The organism is Herbiconiux sp. J20-20, assembly GCF_057365085.1.
Genome location: NZ_CP195122.1, coordinates 2,346,390 through 2,362,584 on the forward strand (window position 1 = coordinate 2,346,390; position 16,195 = coordinate 2,362,584).

At 70.9% G+C, this 16,195-nt stretch carries 14 protein-coding genes; 8 read left to right on the plus strand and 6 right to left on the minus strand.

What is annotated here, in order from left to right; genetic code table 11:
* The 4 genes from ACR3ZA_RS11340 to ACR3ZA_RS11355 all read left to right on the plus strand — a co-directional run bounded on the left by ACR3ZA_RS11340 (position 1) and on the right by ACR3ZA_RS11355 (position 4,134).
* Positions 1–567, plus strand: a complete 567-nt coding sequence (locus tag ACR3ZA_RS11340; RefSeq protein ID WP_473662058.1) for a hypothetical protein — start codon at positions 1–3, stop codon at positions 565–567.
* A gap of 62 nt (positions 568–629) precedes the next feature.
* Positions 630–1,340: a PKD domain-containing protein gene (locus ACR3ZA_RS11345; RefSeq protein ID WP_473662059.1), complete on the plus strand. Its 711-nt coding sequence runs from the start codon at positions 630–632 to the stop codon at positions 1,338–1,340.
* A gap of 147 nt (positions 1,341–1,487) precedes the next feature.
* The gene (locus ACR3ZA_RS11350; RefSeq protein ID WP_473662060.1) at positions 1,488–2,969 is read left to right on the plus strand and encodes a trypsin-like peptidase domain-containing protein; all 1,482 of its coding nucleotides are present in this window, start codon (positions 1,488–1,490) and stop codon (positions 2,967–2,969) included.
* A 124-nt stretch (positions 2,970–3,093) separates the two neighbouring features.
* The gene (locus tag ACR3ZA_RS11355; RefSeq protein ID WP_486179534.1) at positions 3,094–4,134 is read left to right on the plus strand and encodes a glycosyltransferase family 2 protein; all 1,041 of its coding nucleotides are present in this window, start codon (positions 3,094–3,096) and stop codon (positions 4,132–4,134) included.
* A 17-nt stretch (positions 4,135–4,151) separates the two neighbouring features.
* Here ACR3ZA_RS11355 and ACR3ZA_RS11360 read toward each other — a convergent pair whose 3' ends face one another.
* A complete protein-coding gene (locus ACR3ZA_RS11360; RefSeq protein ID WP_473662241.1) occupies positions 4,152–7,010 on the minus strand; it encodes a CDP-glycerol glycerophosphotransferase family protein in 2,859 nt (952 codons plus the stop codon).
* A gap of 92 nt (positions 7,011–7,102) precedes the next feature.
* Between ACR3ZA_RS11360 and ACR3ZA_RS11365 the strand changes: the two genes are divergently transcribed.
* Positions 7,103–8,416 carry a CDP-glycerol glycerophosphotransferase family protein gene (locus ACR3ZA_RS11365; protein ID WP_473662062.1) on the plus strand — a complete coding sequence of 438 codons (1,314 nt, stop codon included), beginning with the start codon at positions 7,103–7,105 and terminating at the stop codon, positions 8,414–8,416.
* On the opposite strand, the gene ACR3ZA_RS11370 is transcribed toward ACR3ZA_RS11365, so the two are convergent.
* From ACR3ZA_RS11370 to ACR3ZA_RS11385, 4 genes are read right to left on the minus strand one after another with little or no spacing between them, the layout of a single operon-like run.
* Positions 8,413–9,258, minus strand: coding sequence for a hypothetical protein (locus ACR3ZA_RS11370; RefSeq protein ID WP_473662063.1), 846 nt, complete (start codon positions 9,256–9,258; stop codon positions 8,413–8,415). The genes ACR3ZA_RS11365 and ACR3ZA_RS11370 overlap by 4 nt on opposite strands.
* A complete protein-coding gene (locus ACR3ZA_RS11375; RefSeq protein WP_473662064.1) occupies positions 9,259–10,020 on the minus strand; it encodes an ATP-binding cassette domain-containing protein in 762 nt (253 codons plus the stop codon).
* Positions 10,020–10,838, minus strand: coding sequence for an ABC transporter permease (locus tag ACR3ZA_RS11380; RefSeq protein ID WP_473662065.1), 819 nt, complete (start codon positions 10,836–10,838; stop codon positions 10,020–10,022). The genes ACR3ZA_RS11375 and ACR3ZA_RS11380 overlap by 1 nt, the downstream gene beginning before the upstream one ends.
* A 37-nt stretch (positions 10,839–10,875) precedes the next feature.
* Entirely contained in the window at positions 10,876–11,535 is a 660-nt protein-coding gene (locus ACR3ZA_RS11385; protein ID WP_473662242.1) for an NTP transferase domain-containing protein, read from the minus strand.
* 270 nt (positions 11,536–11,805) lie between these two features.
* Here ACR3ZA_RS11385 and ACR3ZA_RS11390 point away from each other — a divergent pair, with 270 nt between their 5' ends.
* Genes ACR3ZA_RS11390 through ACR3ZA_RS11400 form a run of 3 tightly spaced genes read left to right on the plus strand, consistent with a single transcriptional unit; the run spans position 11,806 to position 14,847 of the window.
* Positions 11,806–12,969 carry an ATP-binding cassette domain-containing protein gene (locus ACR3ZA_RS11390; protein ID WP_473662066.1) on the plus strand — a complete coding sequence of 388 codons (1,164 nt, stop codon included), beginning with the start codon at positions 11,806–11,808 and terminating at the stop codon, positions 12,967–12,969.
* Positions 12,945–14,567 carry a hypothetical protein gene (locus ACR3ZA_RS11395; RefSeq protein ID WP_473662067.1) on the plus strand — a complete coding sequence of 541 codons (1,623 nt, stop codon included), beginning with the start codon at positions 12,945–12,947 and terminating at the stop codon, positions 14,565–14,567. The genes ACR3ZA_RS11390 and ACR3ZA_RS11395 overlap by 25 nt, the downstream gene beginning before the upstream one ends.
* A gap of 4 nt (positions 14,568–14,571) precedes the next feature.
* A complete protein-coding gene (locus tag ACR3ZA_RS11400) occupies positions 14,572–14,847 on the plus strand; it encodes a DUF3039 domain-containing protein (protein ID WP_473554980.1) in 276 nt (91 codons plus the stop codon).
* 27 nt (positions 14,848–14,874) lie between these two features.
* Here the strand turns inward: ACR3ZA_RS11400 and ACR3ZA_RS11405 are convergent, their stop codons facing one another.
* Positions 14,875–16,167 (minus strand): nicotinate phosphoribosyltransferase, encoded by a 1,293-nt coding sequence (locus ACR3ZA_RS11405; RefSeq protein ID WP_473662068.1) that lies wholly within the window; start codon positions 16,165–16,167, stop codon positions 14,875–14,877.
* Between the last annotated feature and the right edge of the window lie 28 nt (positions 16,168–16,195).

Consider the following 16,195-nt stretch of genomic DNA (forward strand, 5'->3'; position numbering starts at 1 on the left):
ATGCGGATCGCCTCACCGGGCCCGGCCGTCGCGCTCGCCGCCGCCGTCGCGCTCAGTCTCAGCTTCGGCCTCACCGCCTGCCTGCCGGAGGCCGCGCCGATCACCCCGCCCCCGCAGCCGAGCACCACGCCCCTCTTCGCCTCCGAAGAGGAGGCGCTCGCCGCCGCGGAGGAGGTCTACGTTGCCTACTGGCTGGCCGCCGATTCAGTCGGGCACGACGGCTGGCAGTCACTCGAGCCGCTTCAGGCAGTCGTCACGCCGAGCAAGTTGGCAGCCGAGTCCGAATCGGCACAGGAACTGAGCGACGCCAGTTACCGGCTGGTCGGCAACACGGTTGCTCGCCTCGCACAACTCCAGTCTTTGAAGACAGACAGTGATCACGTGACCGTGGTGGCCTATGGGTGCATCGACATCTCGGCTACGAAACTCGTCGACGAGTCGGGTGCCGATGCAACGCCTTCCGACCGTGATGAGGTGCTCGCACTCGAAGTGACGTTTGTGTCCGATGCTGATGGTGCTCTCAAGGTTGACGGGAGTGAGAGATGGCCGGACTCGAGCTTCTGTTAGCTGCTTTACTCGCCGCGGCCCCAGTTCTTGCGCCCGCAAGTAGCGAATGCAGTTCAGGGTCGGTGTTCGCGGGCGGCTGCGGGGTCACCGGCGAGATCACCGACGACGATGTCGAGCTGACCGGCAACGACGGCTCACCGGGTTCGGGCGGGGGATCTGGGGGCGCGGGGTCCGGCGACGGGCGTGCGGCGGCGCCCCTGCCGCCGTGCGAGACGGCGCTGGTCACCTACGCCAACGGCGTGCCCACCTGCACGGCCGAGATCGAGCGCGACGGCTGGGATGTCGTCGCGCCGGTGACGCTGGTCGACATCGCCAGCTTCCGGCCGGCGTCCGCGACTCACCACATGCAGCCGAACGGCTGGACGATCGCCGGCCTTCCGACAAACTTCTACGCGCGAACGGGCACCCAGATCGTTCCCGGCACGCTCCTCGGGCGCACCGCCGAGGTGCGGTTCACCCCGGTGCAGTACTTCTGGAACTACGGCGACGGCAGCAGCGCCACCCGCTCGGTGCGCGGTGACACTTGGGCCGCGCTCGGCGTCTCAGAATTCGACGTCACGCCGACCAGCCACGTCTACGCGACGGCGGGGCCCTACGTCATCCGTCTCTCGGTCGGCTACGCCGCCGAGTACCGCTACGCGGGCTCGACCTGGGTTCCGATCGCCGGGCAGCTCGTTCTTCCCGCGAACGATCTCGCGATCACCGTCGGCGGCGCCACGACGGTTCTCGTCGCCGACGACTGCCGTGTGAATCCGGCCGGCCCGGGCTGCTGACCGCGCGCGTCCCGTGCTCCGGCGCCGTGCGCGGGCAGCCACCTGTCGCGACCCAGCCCGGCGCCGAATGCTCCAGTAGGCTCCCATCGCCGACATAACTGACACACAGGTTCTGGCGTGATGCTGGCCACGCTGGAAGGAGCACTCATGACAGACCCCACCGCGACGCCGGGCGAACCGCAGCCCGCCGACGACTCCGCCGCTGTTCCGACGCCCGCCGACGAGAGCGTCCCCGAGACGCCCGCCACGGACCAGGCCTCCACCCCCGCGGCGCCCGCTGCGGGCGGCGACGACGCGCCGCCGCTCGGTGTTCCCGAGACTCCTGCCGGACCGCCGTCGGCTCCGGAGGCCCCGCCGGCCCCGCAGCCGCTGGACGACTCCGCAGCCGCATCGGTTGCCGCCGCATCCGTCGACGCCGCATCCGTCGAGGCCGACGCACCCGCTTCCACCTCGCGCCGCACCGCGGGGCTTCCCGTGGTCGCCGCGCTCGCCGTCGGTGCCCTCATCGGCGGTGCCGCCGGGGCGGGAGTCGCCGCCTGGGCGGTCGGCTCCTCGACCTCGACCTCGCAGACCACGCAGTCAGCGCCGAGCACGATCACCGTCAACAACCCGGACGAGGTCACCGAGGTGACCGCGATCGCCGCGAAGGCAGCCGCGTCGGTCGTCACGATCAGTGCCTCGGGCGGCTCAGTCGCCGGCTCCGGCTCGGGCGTCATCCTCACCGAGGACGGCTACATCCTCACCAACAACCACGTGGTGACGCTCGACGGCGCGACCGCGACCGCCGAACTCGAGGTGACCACCTCGGACGGCCACATCTACAGCGCCACGATCGTCGGCACCGATGCGATCACCGACCTCGCTGTCATCAAGCTCGATGACGCCAGCGGCCTCACGCCGATCGACACCGCCAGCTCCTCCGAGCTGAACGTCGGCGACCGCACCGTCGTGATCGGCGCCCCGCTGGGCCTCTCGAACTCGGTCAGCGACGGCATCGTGAGCGCCCTCAACCGCAGCATCAGCGTCGCCTCCTCGGCGGTGCCGGATGACAGCACCGGGGACACCGAGGGATCCGAGGGGCCGCAGTTCAACTTCGACTTCCCGGGAAGCACCGGCACCACGTCGTCGTCGATCTCGATCCCGGTCATCCAGACCGATGCCGCCGTCAACCCGGGCAACTCGGGTGGCGCGCTGCTGAACGACGAGGGCGAGCTGATCGGCATCATCGTCGCGATCGCCAGCACCGGCAGCGACTCGAGCTCGACCTCCGGCTCGATCGGCGTCGGCTTCGCCATCCCGTCCGACCTCGCGCTGCGCGTCGCGGAGGACCTGATGACCGACGGCACCGCCTCGCACGGCCTGCTGGGTGTCACCGTCGGCGACGCCAGCAGCGACACCGGCTCGACGCTCGGCGCTGTGGTCGGCGAGGTGACGCCCGGATCCGGAGCGGATGCCGCGGGCCTCCAGTCCGGCGACGTGATCACCTACTTCAACGAGCTGCCGATCACCAGCGCCACCGACATCACCGCCCAGGTGCGCGCCCTCGCGGCCGGCACCTCGACGACGATCACGGTGGTGCGCGACGAGCAGGTGCTCACCTTCGACGTGACCCTCGGGTCGCTCGAGTAGCACCCGGCTCGCACCGACCGCGTTCCTCCCGCGGGCGTGCGCGCCCCCGGCACCGGCGGGCCCGACTGATAGCATCGGTCGGGCCCGCCGGGCGTCGTGGGTACCGCAGTTCGGGAGCGTGGCAGTGGAGCAGACCAGCGCGTCGGGCGTCTCGTACGTCATGCCTGTCCTCAATGAGGCCGGCTATCTCGAGGCCGCGGTGGCCAGCATCCTCGCGCAGGACTACCCCGGCGAGGTCGAGGTCGTCCTCGCGCTCGGCCCGTCGACCGACGGCACCGACGCGATCGTGGAACGACTGATCGCCGCCGACGCGCGCATCCGCTCGGTGCCGAATCCGGGTATGGACATCCCGATCGGTCTGAACCGTGCGATCGCCGCGAGCCGGTTCCCGATCGTGATCCGCGTCGATGCCCACACCGAGCTGGCACCCGGCTACACGCAGCGCGGCGTCGAGACCCTCGAACGCACGGGGGCCGCCAGCCTCGGCGGTGTGATGATCGCGACCGGGCGCCCCGGATTCCAGGCGGCCGTCGCGCGCGCCTACAACAGCCCCTTCGGGCTGGGCGGTGGCGCCTATCACGGCGATCGCGCGGTGGAGGGTCCGGCCGAGTCGGCCTACATGGGCATCTTCCGCCGCGAGCTGTTCGACCAGGTGGGCGGTTTCGACGAGTCGTTGCGGCGCGGCGAGGACTGGGAGCTGAACTTCCGGCTTCGCCAGGCGGGGCTGCTCGTCTGGCTCGACCCGAAGCTGCGCGTCAGCTACTGGCCGCGCAGCACCTGGGCTCGCCTGGTGCGGCAGTTCTACGCGACGGGGGTGTGGCGCGGTGAGCTGGTGCGCCGCCTCGGCGGCCGCAACCCGCTGCGCTTCTTCGCGCCGCCGGTGCTGCTGATCGCGCTCGTCGTCACCGTGGTGCTCGCGCCGTTCGCGGCGTTCGGGCTGCTGCCGGCGTGGCTGCTCGTGATCACCGGACTGGCGGCTCTCGGGCCGCTCGCCTACCTCGCGCTGCTGGTCGCCGCGGGGGTCACCGACACCGGCTCGCTCGCCGACCGCCTGCGCTTCGTCGCCGTCGTCGCGACGATGCACCTCAGCTGGGGCGCGGGATTCCTGGTCGGCGTCGTGCGCGGGGCGCGGGACGCGGTGGACACCTCACGCACCGAGTCCTAGCCGGGCGCGGATCGCGGTCAGTCGAACCAGCCGGCGTCGATCATTCGCTGCACGACGCGCTCGCCGGCCCGGCCGTCCTCGAACGGGGTGAACTTCTCCCGCCACGCCGCGCGGCGCTCGGCGAACTCGGGAAGGCTGTCGTCGGCGCTCAGCACGGCCGCGCGCACCGCATCCGCGGTCTCGACCACCGGTCCGGGAGCCTCGGCGACGAAGTCGAAGTAGAACCCGCGCAGCTCGGTCGAATAGTGGGCCAGGTCGGGGGTGAAGAACACGATCGGCTTATCGGTGGTCATCCAGTCGAACATGGTCGACGAGTAGTCGGTGACGAGCACGTCGGCCACGAGCAGCAGCTCGCCGACATCCGGATAGCTCGTCACATCGACGAGGTTCGGACCGCGGAAGTCGCGTCCGAAGCCCAGCGTGCGGGAGTGCCCGCGCACCAGCACGATCCATTCCTCGCCGAGCTCGGCGGCGAAGTTCTCGACATCGAGGAAGTCGATCACCTCGGTGCGGTCGTCGCGCCAGGTGGGGGCGTACAGCGCGATGCGCGGGCCGTCGCCGGGTGATTCGGCGATGCCGAGACGCTCGCGGATGCGCGTCGCCCGCGCCTCCGGGTCGGGATCGTGGAGCACGTCGTCGCGCGGGTAGCCCTCGACCCAGATCGGGCCTTCCATGGCGTACGCCGAACGGAAGATCTCGGCGCTGTACGGGTTCTGCGCCAGCAGCACGTCCCACCGCGCCTGCTCGCGCTTCGTCGCGATCGCGGTGCGCGACGAGGAGATCCGGCCGAGGAGGCCGGGGTGGCCGATCCGGTCGAGAGCGAGGCGCTTCACCATCGTGCCGTGCCAGGTCTGCAGCACGTGCTGGTAGCGGCGGCGCCGATAGCGCTTGCGCAGCCAGTCGTTGACGACGAGCACCCGCGCCGCCGCGCGCACGCGCCACCATTCGCGGCTTCCCTCGATGATCGGGATCGCCCCCGCGGGCACGTCGATGGAGCGGTCGACGACGCTCCAGTAGCGCCGCGTCTGCGGGCGCGCCCGGGCGAGTGCCCGATCGATGCCGAGCGGGTTGTCGGCGACGGTGCGGCTGTAGAAGCTCTCGAAGTACACGGCATCCTCGCGGATGCCGCGGGACGCCCGGTACAGCGCCTCCAGCTCGACCTGGGCGCGGGGTCCGCGCTCATCGGGCGCGAGCGGTGCCGCCACCGTGACCCGGAAGCCGCCCGCATCGGCGCGCGCGGTCGCGTGGAACAGCTCGTGGGCGAGCACCAGCGCGCGCGGGCGCCGGATGTCGAGGCGCGTCGAGTCGACCTCGCCGCGCAGGATGAGCTCGTAGTCGCCGCTGGGCAGCGCGAGCGGGTCGCTGCCCCACCGTGCGACGAGCAGCGGAATCCGCACGATGACTCGGTCGGGCGTGCGCTCAAGGGTCGCCGCGACGCGGGCCCGCCCACCCGCGAGCTCGATGGCGGTGACGTCGTCGTCGAGGCCGGCCAGTTCGACCTCGAGGTGCGGAAGCCCGGTCGCGCTGGCCTCGGCATCGATCAGCTCGGCTTCGAGAATCCGCGGGCGCGCGAGGCGTGCCGGCGAGTCGAAGCGCGGTGCGGGCTCGGCCGGCGAGACGGAGGGCGTCGGCGCGAGCCGACGCACGATCTCGGTGAACACGCGCTCGGTGGCACCCGCGTCGGGCAGGTCGAAGTGCTCCTCGCGCAGCCATCGGGTGTGGAGCCGGGCGCGCGCGGTCTCGGGCGAGTCGGGGCGCCGCAGCGCCTCCAGCTCGGTGAGCACCCCGCCCCACGAGCGGTGCTGTCGGCCGTGGGTCACGTCGCGGTAGTCGCTGTAGAGGCCGCGCCGCTTCGCGTACTCCTCGACGTCGGGGGCGAGGAAGACGATCGGGCGGTCCAGCAGTGCGAAATCGAAGGCCGCCGAGGAGTAGTCGGTGATCAGCACGTCGATCGCCGGAAGCGCCGGGGTGAGCTCGTTCAGGTCGCGCGGGGGCAGCATCCGGATCCGTGCGCTCCGGGCGGGCCCGTCCGCATAGTCGCCGAGCCCGAGCGGATGCGTGCGCACCAGCAGCGTGCTGTCGGTGCGCTCGGCCCAGGCCACCAGCTGGTCCCACTCGGCCGGGCTCGGAGCGGACGGGTCGGGTCGGCCGTCGCGCCAGGTCGGTGCATAGAGCACGAGCGACCCGGTGGCGGGCAGCGGCCCGATCGCCGCCTCGATGCGCTCGCGCGCCTCGGCACGCGCGGCGGCGGGGTCGCCGTGCAGAACATCGTCGCGCGGATCGCCGGTGGCGACGACGCGCTGCGGCGCGATCCCGAAGGCGCTCACGATGCGCGCCGCCACCAACTCGGAGGCGACCGGGAAGAGCCCGATCGAGCGCCCCGCCCGTCGGTAGGCGCTCGCGATCAGCGCGCGAACGCGCGGGTGGTCGGGAAGCCCGCGGATGCGCAGCGCGGTGGGGGAGTCCAGGTGCAGGCGCTTCAGGGGAATGCCGTGCCAGAGCTGAACGACGAAGGCACCGCGCGAGCCGTAGCGGTTCGCGTCGCCGAAGCCGTGCGTGACGATGACGACGCGAGCACGCAGCGTCGCCCAGAGCCCGCGGGCGCTGTCGCGTGCCACCGCCTCGAAGCCGTCGTTGCGCGCGCGGTCGAGTTCGGCATCCGATCCCGCGAGCCAGATGACCCGGTGCGTGGCGCCGAGTCGCTGGCGCGCCAGTCGGGCCAGGGGAACGGCGCCTTCGCCGAAGCCGATGCCCGAGCCGACGACCCAGATGCGGTCGCTGCGTGGCACGAGCCACGCGGCAACGGCTCCGAGCCCGTAGAGCGGGAGCCGGAGCAGTTTGCCGGCGTTCCCGGCCGCGAAGGTGAAGCGGGCCATAATCGTCACGATTCTGGCACGGTCAGCCCTCCCGGCGGGAGAGGCCCGAGCGGTCTGGCACGATGAACGTATGGTGAATCCGGAGTTCCGTCGTGCCGCTGCTGCGTGATTTCCGGGCCGTCCGGCGGATGTTCCGCAACGCGCTGCGCTCCCGCCGGAATCGCCGCGAGATCGCCGAGCGGCTGGAGAGCGGCGGATTCCCGGACCTCTCCGAGAGCGGCATCGAGATCGCAGTCTACTTCGCCGACACCCGCGTGAATCTGTACCAGATCCGTCAGTGGTACGCGCCCTTGGCGGAGCTGGCGCGCACCCATCCGGTGGCGGTCATCACCCGAAGCCCCGGAACCTCGCTCACCCTGCTCGACGAGGCCCCGGTTCCGGTCGCGTACTGCCGTGCGGTGACCGACCTCGAGGCTTTCGTCGAGAGTCACGACATCAAGATCGTCCTGTACGTCAACCAGAACATGAAGAACTTCCAGATGTTCCGGTACGGCCGCATGTGGCACGTGTTCATCAACCACGGCGAGTCGGACAAGATGTACATGACGACGAATCAGTTCAAGGCCTACGACTTCTCGCTGATCGCCGGTCAGGCGGCGCGGGACCGGCTGTCGCGGAAGCTCTGGAATTTCGATCTGGATCGCAAGACCATCGAGATCGGCCGGCCGCAGGCGGATCACTTCGCCGGCGAGGTGCCCTACCCGCAGGACGATCGCGTCACCGTGCTCTACGCCCCCACCTGGGAGGGCGACCGTCCCGCGGCGAGCTACGGCTCGATCGCCAGCCACGGTGTCGCGCTGACCCAGGCGGTGCTCGCCTCACCGCGGCATCGGCTGATCTATCGCCCGCACCCGCGCAGCGGGGTTGCCGACCGGGAGTACCGTGCGGCGAACCGGGCGATCATCGAGGCGATCCGGGTGGCGAACGAGGCCGATCCCACGGTGCACCATGTGTTCGACGACGGGCCCAGCCTCGGCTGGCAGCTGGCCGCCGCCGACGTGGCGATCACCGACATCTCGGCCATGGTCTACGACCGTCTCGCGACCGGCAAGCCGGTGATCGTGACGCGTCCGCTCGCGCCGGAGGCCGACGTGGACGAGTCCGGCTTCCTCGGCGACTGCGAGTGGCTGACGGCCGCGGGAGCGCCGTCGGTGCTGGCGGCGGTGGATCGCGTGCTCACCGACGCGACGGCGATCGCGCGGGCCGACCACTGGTCGACCCATCACTTCGGCGACACGACGCCGGGCGCCGCGACGGCGCGCTTCCACGCGGCGATCGAGACGATGATCGCGGAGTGGGAGCAGCACGCGGCACGGCATGCGAGTGATCCGCGCACCCACGAGCATGATCCTCTCGACGACGAGGTGGACGACGAGGGCATGCCCTCCGAAGTCCAGGACGACTAGTCCTCGACGGCGTCGCGCGCGGCCTTCCGGCGGGTGAGCGCGCGACGCAGACCGCCCACGTCGGGCGTGATCGGCAGCCGCTGGGCGATCTCGACGGCGCTCCAGCGTGCGCGCGGGGCGGCATCCACGGTCTCGAGGCTCTCCGGGAACTCGGCGGGGGCGGGGCCGAACGCGCTCCGCGACGAGCGGACGACGGCGCGGCCCAGCAGATGGTTGCCGGTGCCGCCGATGACAGCGCCGATGCCGAACGGGACGGCCCGGCCGATGACCGACCCTCCCTGGGTGACCGCGAACCGGCGGACGAACGCGTGCTTGACCTTGTCGGCGACGAGCCCGACCGCCGGGCCCGGAAGGTTCTGCATGATCAGCTCGCCCCAGTAGACGTTGCGTGACGTGCCGCGCCCGGACGCCTGCACCGCGAACTGGGTCAGCAGCTCCTGGCCGCCGTTGCCGAGGATCATCGTCATGACGAGGGTGCGCGCGCGGTCCGGGTCGACGACGGGGATCCCGTGGATCTCGGTGATCGACTGGGCGAACAGCGCGCTCGCCTCCAGGAATCCGGCGGTCTCGGCCCCGGAGAGCATGAGCGAGGTCCCGACTCCGACCGCAGGGATCGCCGCGCTCGCGCCGACGAGTGCGCCGCCGCTGGTGACCGCGGTGAGGTAGCGGCGCTCGAGAATGCGGCAGAGCTCCTCCGGCGTGGCTCCCGGGCGCGAACGCCGGATCGAGCGGATGTGCGCGAGCACGACCGGCCGCTGGATCGACAGCAGCTTGTCGATGCCGTGAGCGACCCGCGGGTGCAGTCCGTCGGCCGTCGCGACGGCGGGCAGTCGGCTGCTCATCTAGACGCCGTACTCGGCGTTGTAGCGCGCCACCACGTCTTTGATCGAGCCGTCCATGACGAGCGCGCCCTTGTCGAGGTACAGACCCCGCGTGCAGAAGCGCAGCAGGTCTCGCTCGCTGTGCGAGACGAAGAACAGGGTGCGCCCGCCGGCGAGCAGTTCCTCGATGCGCGCGTAGCACTTCTCGCGGAAGGCCTTGTCGCCGACGGCCAGCACCTCGTCGACGAGGATGATCGGCTCCTCCAGCCGTGAGATGACGGCGAACGCGAGGCGCACCTTCATTCCGCTGGAGAGGTGCTTGTAGGGGGTGTCCACCGATTCGTGCAGCTCGGCGAAGTCGATGATCTCGTCGTAGCGGGCGTCGATCTCGCGGCGCGGCATGCCGTGCAGCCCCGCGGTCAGGTAGACGTTGTCGCGCACCGTCAGGTCGTTGACGAATCCGCCGGTGATCTCGATGAGGGGGGCCACGCCGCCGGCGACGGTGACGCCGCCCTCGTCGGGCAGCATGACGCCCGCGACGAGCTTCAGCAGCGTCGACTTGCCCTGGCCGTTGCGGCCGACGACCCCGATCGCCTCGCCGGGCGTCACGGTGAACGAGACGTTGCGAAGCGCCCAGAACTCGCCCGGCCGGGTGCGACGGGTGCGTCCGGCGAACAGGTCCTTGAAGTTGCGGCGCGAGCTGCGGCTGCGCTTGAAGCGCACGCCGAGACCCTCGACGACGATCGTTCCCTCGACCGCGGTGGTCGTCTGCGTGGCCGCCATCAGATCTCCTTCAGCACGGGTCGGATCGTGCGGCGGAAGACGAGGATGCCGACCGCGAGAACCACGAGCGTGATGGCACCGCTGACGCCGACCGCGAACCAGTCGAGCTGCTCGGGGAAGAACGCCGCGCGGTAGATGCCGAAGATCCCGCTCAGCGGGTTGAGTGCGGCCCAGCCCTGGAGCCCGAGCGGGGCGAGATCGGGGAGTCCGTAGATGATCGGGGAGGCGTAGAACATGAAGCGCAGCACGAGCTTCGTTGCCCGCTCCAGGTCGCGGAAGAACACGACGAGCGGCGCGACGGTGAGGCCGATTCCGAAGATCAGCGTGGCCTGCATGACGATGGCCAGCGGGAACAGCGCGGCCTCGGGCTGCAGGCTGATCGGCAGGCCGAGCAGCGCCGCGCCGATCGCGAAGCCGGCGAGCACGGGCAGGCTGAAGGCGAACTCGATGCCCTTGGAGAGCACGAGACGCGCCACCCAGATGGTGCGCGGAATCGTCGTCGACCGGATCAGCTTCGCCTCGCGCGCGAAGGCCACCGTGCTGTCGGAGATCGCGCCGGTGAACCACATCCACGGAAGCAGCCCGGACAGCAGGAAGACGATGTAGGGGTCATCGCCGACGCTGCGCTGGAAGACCAGCGTGAAGACGAAGAAGTAGATGCCCGCCATGACGAGCGGATCGAGCACCGACCACACGTAGCCGAGGAACGACGTCGAGTAGCGGACCTTCAGGTCACGCGTCGTCAGGAGCCACAGCGACCGGGCGTAGCGGCGCACGCCGGTGCGCGGGCGCGCGAACGCGTCAGTGTCGGAGCTCACGCCAACAATCTAGTGGCGCGATGTCGCGAGAGCCTGATCAGACGAACAGGTTGGCGCGCTCGAGGTCTTCGGCGAAGTCGATCTCGACCGCGTAGAGGTCGCTGATGTCGACCGGCTCGATGAGGACGCCGTCGTGCTCGATCGCGAGCTCGATGCCGCGCTCGAAGTAGTCCTGGTCGTCGACGCGGCGCAGGTGGTGCATGAGCGCCGCCTTGTCGCTGCTCGAGATGTAGTTGATGCCGACCGCCTCGCCGAGGCCGCCGCGGACCTGCTTCGAGAGCTTCTGGATGAATCCCTCGGCGTCGGTCGTGTACTTGACCTCTTCGTCCGACACCTTGGCCGTGTTGACGCTGACGAAGCTGCGGTCGGCCGCGACGAGCGACCGCGAGCGCTTCAGCGCCTCGGGGTCGAACACGACGTCACCGTTCATCCAGAGCACGCCGCCGTCCTTCGTGGACTTGAGGGCGCGCAGCAGGCTCTTCGAGGTGTTGGTCTGGTCGTACTGCTCGTTGTAGACGAAGTCGGCCTGCGGGAAGGCCTCGACGATGTGCTCGAGCTTGTAGCCGACGACGATCGTGACGCGGGCCGAGGGGCCGTAGGCGGCGTGGATGTTGTCGAACTGCTGCTGCATGATCGTGCGGCCGTCGCTCAGCTCGGTGAGCGGCTTCGGGAGGGAGCGTCCGAGTCGGCTTCCCATGCCAGCGGCCAGGATGACGATGTGCGGCGCGGTCGTGTGCGCAGAGGTCTTCGGCACGGTGGTCCCTTCGTAGTGGTTGCAGGTCGGCGAACGCGGAAGTTCACGCGCTGTTCACCGACTGAAGCTGATTCAGGACACCTCGTTGTGCTGAAAGTTATGGTAAGGGCCGCTGTGTGTGCGCACGGAGCGAATTCGGGCTTCGTTCTCGGATCGTGATTTTGTGAGAGTGCTGAGAGTCACTCGACTGTGGGGTCTTGATACCGTTGCGTCGTGCCCGCATCTCGCAAGAAGCCGCGCGCCCAGCCGAAGGCGCCCGCGCGCCGTCCGTCGACGCCGCGCGCCGGTGCCGCGCGCCGCCCCGGCACCTCGCCGGCGGGGCGTGCCGTGGCCGACCTTCCGGCGATTCCGGTCGAGGAATCGACCGTTGAGACGGCGCCGGTGCCGGTCGCCGAGCCGGCCACCGAATCGGCAACCGAGCCGGCCACCGAATCGGCAACCGAGCCGGCCACCGAGCCGGCAGCCGAGCCGACGCCGGAGCCCGCCGCCGAGCCCGCTCCCGCCTCGACGGCGAAGCGCCCCGGCAAGAGCCGTCCGGCCGGAAGCGGTGGTCCCCGCCGCGGCACCCGCGTTACGAAGTCGGGAGCGCCCCTCTTCGACGGGGTGAGCCATCGCGTGGAGTCGGCGATCGAGGTCGAGTCGCTCACCAAGCGCTTCGGCGGCATCGCCGCGGTCGATGACGTGCATCTCGCGATCCCGAGCGGATCCTTCGCCGGGTTCGTCGGTCCCAACGGGGCGGGCAAGACCACCACTCTTGCCATGATCACCGGCATGCTCCGGCCCGACCTCGGCAAGGTCTCGCTCTACGGCGTCGACGTGTGGCACAACCCCACGGTCGCCAAGAAGAACCTCGGGGTGCTCCCCGACCGGCTGCGCCTCTTCGATCGGCTCACCGGCGTCGAGTTCCTGCACCATGCGGGCGCGCTGCGCGGACTCGACCGCGAGACGATCGTCAACCGGACCGCCGATCTCGCGATCGCGTTCGGAATCGAGCACTCGCTCGACCGATTCGTCTCGGACTACTCCGCGGGCATGGTCAAGAAGGTCGCGATCGCGGCCGCCATGATCCACTCGCCGCGCGTGCTCGTGCTCGACGAGCCGTTCGAGTCGGTCGACCCGGTCTCGGCCGCGGTCATCATCGAGATTCTCCAGCGCTATGTCGCAGCGGGCGGAACGGTGGTGCTGTCGAGCCACAGCATGGATCTGATCGAACGCGTCTGCGACTCGGTCACCATCATCGTCGAGGGCAAGATCCTCGCGAGCGGCTCGATGGCCGACGTGATCGGCGAGGAGACCCTCGAGGCGCGGTTCGTCGAACTCGCGGGCGGCGCCAACGCGGTGGAGGGCATGGAGTGGTTGCAGAGCTTCTCCGACTGAACCTGCGGCTCACGGCCAACAGCCTGAGCCGGTCACCGCGGCGGATCGCGCGCGCGGCGCTCGAGGCGCTGGCGATTCTCGCGGCGGTGGTGGCGCTCTTCGTCGGCGCCGTGCTCCTCGGCGGCATGGATCAGGCGTTCGCGCGTCGCGTCGTGATCGTCGCCGGGTCGATCGTGAGCGTGGCCGCGATCGCCGTTCCCGCCTTCGCGGCGCGGATCGAGCCTCTCGACCGCCGAGCGCTGCGCGGCTACGGCCTGCGACCCTGGCGCGTGTCGCTCACGCTGGTGCTGATCTCGTTCATGGGTCCCGCGGCGCTGTTCGTCGTACCGCTCGGCTTCCTGCCGCTGCTCGTCTGGCACGACCCGGATTCCGTCGCGCGACTCCTCGGCGTCGGGGCGCTGCTGGCGCTCCAACTCGTCATCTCGTGGCGGCTGGGCCGCGCCATCGGCTCGATGCTGAACCCGCGACCGCGGGCGCGGCTGGTCGTTCGACTCGTGCTGGTCGTCGCTGCCGCCGCCGCGGCCGCGCTGCTCGCGCTCACCCTTCTGCCGCGCGCCATCACCCGCGTACCCGCCGCGCAGTTCGACGCGGCCCTGCGGCTGTTGAGCCAGACCGGCGAGCAGGGATACGGATCGATCATCGACACCCTCGCGGTCACGCCGCTCGGCGCGCTGTGGGCCGCCACGATCCCGGCTCAGCTGGGGATCCCGTCGGTGTGGGGCCGAGCCCTGCCGATCGGCGTCGTGACGCTCGTCGTCCTCGCGCTGATCTGGCACATCGTCGTCCGGTCGGCGTTCCGCGCGACCTGGCGCACCCAGGCGGTGCGGCGTCGTGGTGTGCCCGGCTGGTTCCGCGGCTTCCCGGCGACCCCGATCGGCGCGGCCACCGCGCGCAGCCTCACCTACTGGGTGCGCGATCCGCGCTACCGCACCGTCATCGTCTTCCTCCCGCTGATCCCGATCGTCACGCTGCTCGCATTCTGGGTCAGCGGCATGCCGCTGCAGTGGGGGGTGCTCATCCCGCTGCCCCTCATGCTGCTGCTCGTCGGCTGGTCGACCCTCCACAACGATGTCGCCTATGACTCGACGGCCGTCTGGACGCTCCTGGCCGCCCAGCTGCGCGGCCGCGCCGACCGGATCGGCCGTGCCGTGCCGGTGCTGGTGATCGGCGCGGCGCTGCTGGCGATCGGCACGCCCCTGACCGCCTGGGCCTACGGCGACGCGGATGTCATCCCGATCGTTCTCGGCGTCGGCGTGGCGACCCTGTTCGGCGCCGTCGGCGTCTCGAGCGCCGAGTCGGCGCGATCTCCGTACCCGGCACCCCGCCCGGGCGATGCCGCCTTCCAGCAGCCCGAGCTCGTCGGGCGCACGGGGGCCTCGGCCCAGGTCGGCTCGCTCCTGCTGTCGGTGCTGGTCGCCTCGCCCGCGGTGGCGTGCGCGGTGATGTGGATGCTCGAGGCGCCCGGACTCTGGAACTGGGCGTCACTCGCGGTCGGCGCGGTCGTCGGGGTTGCGGTGCTCGCGCTGGGGATCCGCGTGGGCGGACGTGCCTTCGATGAGGCCGGGCCGGAACTCCTGGCCTTCACCATGAGAAACTAGAGCCATGAGCGACACGCTTCCCGGTGAGCCCGGACAGGGCGGCGGCACCGATGTGCTCGATCGCGAACTCGAGAAGCTCCTCAACGAGGAGCTCACCGAGGACGGCGACCACGACCGCTATGCCCACTACGTCAAGAAGGACAAGATCGTCGAGTCGGCCGTGACCGGCAAGCCGGTGCGAGCGCTGTGCGGCAAGAAGTGGACGCCCGGCCGCAACCCGGACAAGTTCCCGGTGTGCCCGGACTGCCTCAAGGTCTACGAGCGGATGCGCGACGAGTAGCAGCCGAGCGTCCCGCGCCGGCCGGGGCTAGAGGTAGCGCGTCGGAATCGCAGGTTCGCCGTGGGCGAGCGCGAGCGCGGCATCCGGCAGCTCGCCGATCACGCGGGCGTGATGCGCGCGCGCGCGGCGCAGGCCGTCGGCGCCGAGGTGCTCCGCGACCGGTGCTCCGGCGATCACGAGCTCGGTCATGAGCTCGCGCAGCTCGGCGCCCGCGGCCACCGGAGGATCGTCGACGTAGATGTCCTCGCTCGTCGCGACGCCCGCCCGCAGCGCGCGGAACGCCTGCTTGCGTCCGCCGATGGTGGCCTTGGCCTCGGAGGTCTTGCCGACGGAGCGCCAGCCGGACTCGCCGTCGACCGCGACCAGCTTGTAGACCATCCCGGAGGCCGGGGCGCCGGACCCGGTCACCACGGCCGTGCCGACGCCATAGGAGTCGACCGGTGCCGCACGCAGGGCCGCGATCGCGAACTCGTCGAGGTCGTTCGTCACGGTGATGCGGGTGCCGGTGGCCCCGAGCGAGTCGAGCTGAGCCCGGACCGCAGCCACCACGGTGCGCAGTTCGCCGGAGTCGATGCGCACCGCGCCGAGCTCCGGTCCCGCGACGCGCACCGCGGTCTCGACCCCGCGCGGGGTGTCGAAAGTGTCGACCAGCAGCGTCGTTCCGCTGCCGAGCGCGTCGAGCTGGGCGCGGAAGGCATCGGTCTCGGAGTCGTGCAGGAGCGTGAAGGAGTGCGCCGCGGTGCCCATCGTCGGCACGCCCCAGCTGCGCCCCGCCTCGAGGTTGCTGGAAGCGGCGAAGCCCGCCAGATAGGCGGCGCGCGCCGCGGCGACGGCGGAGTGCTCGCCGGTGCGGCGCGACCCCATCTCCGCGAGCGGGCGGCCGTCGGCGGCCGCGACCATGCGCGCGGCGGCCGAGGCGACCGCGGAGTCGTAGTTGAAGATGCTCAGCGCCAGCGTCTCGAGCACGACGGCCTCGGCGAAGGTGCCCTCCACCACGAGGATCGGGGAGCCGGGGAAGTACAGCTCGCCCTCGCGGTAGCCGCGCATCGTGCCGGAGAAGCGGAAGTCGGCGAGCCACGCCAAGGTCTCGTCCGAGACGATGCGCTCGGCGCGGAGCCACTCCAGCTCGTCGGCACCGAAGCGGAAGTCGCGCAGCAGCTCCAGCAGTCGCCCGGTGCCGGCCACGACCCCGAACCGGCGTCCGTCGGGCAGACGCCGCGCGAACAGCTCGAACACCGTGCGCCGATGCGCGGTGCCGGCGCGCAGGGCCGCGTCGATCATGGTCAGCTCGTACCGGTCGGTGAAGAGCGCACTCGTCATGCTCCGAGCCTAGGACCGGGTCGCCGCC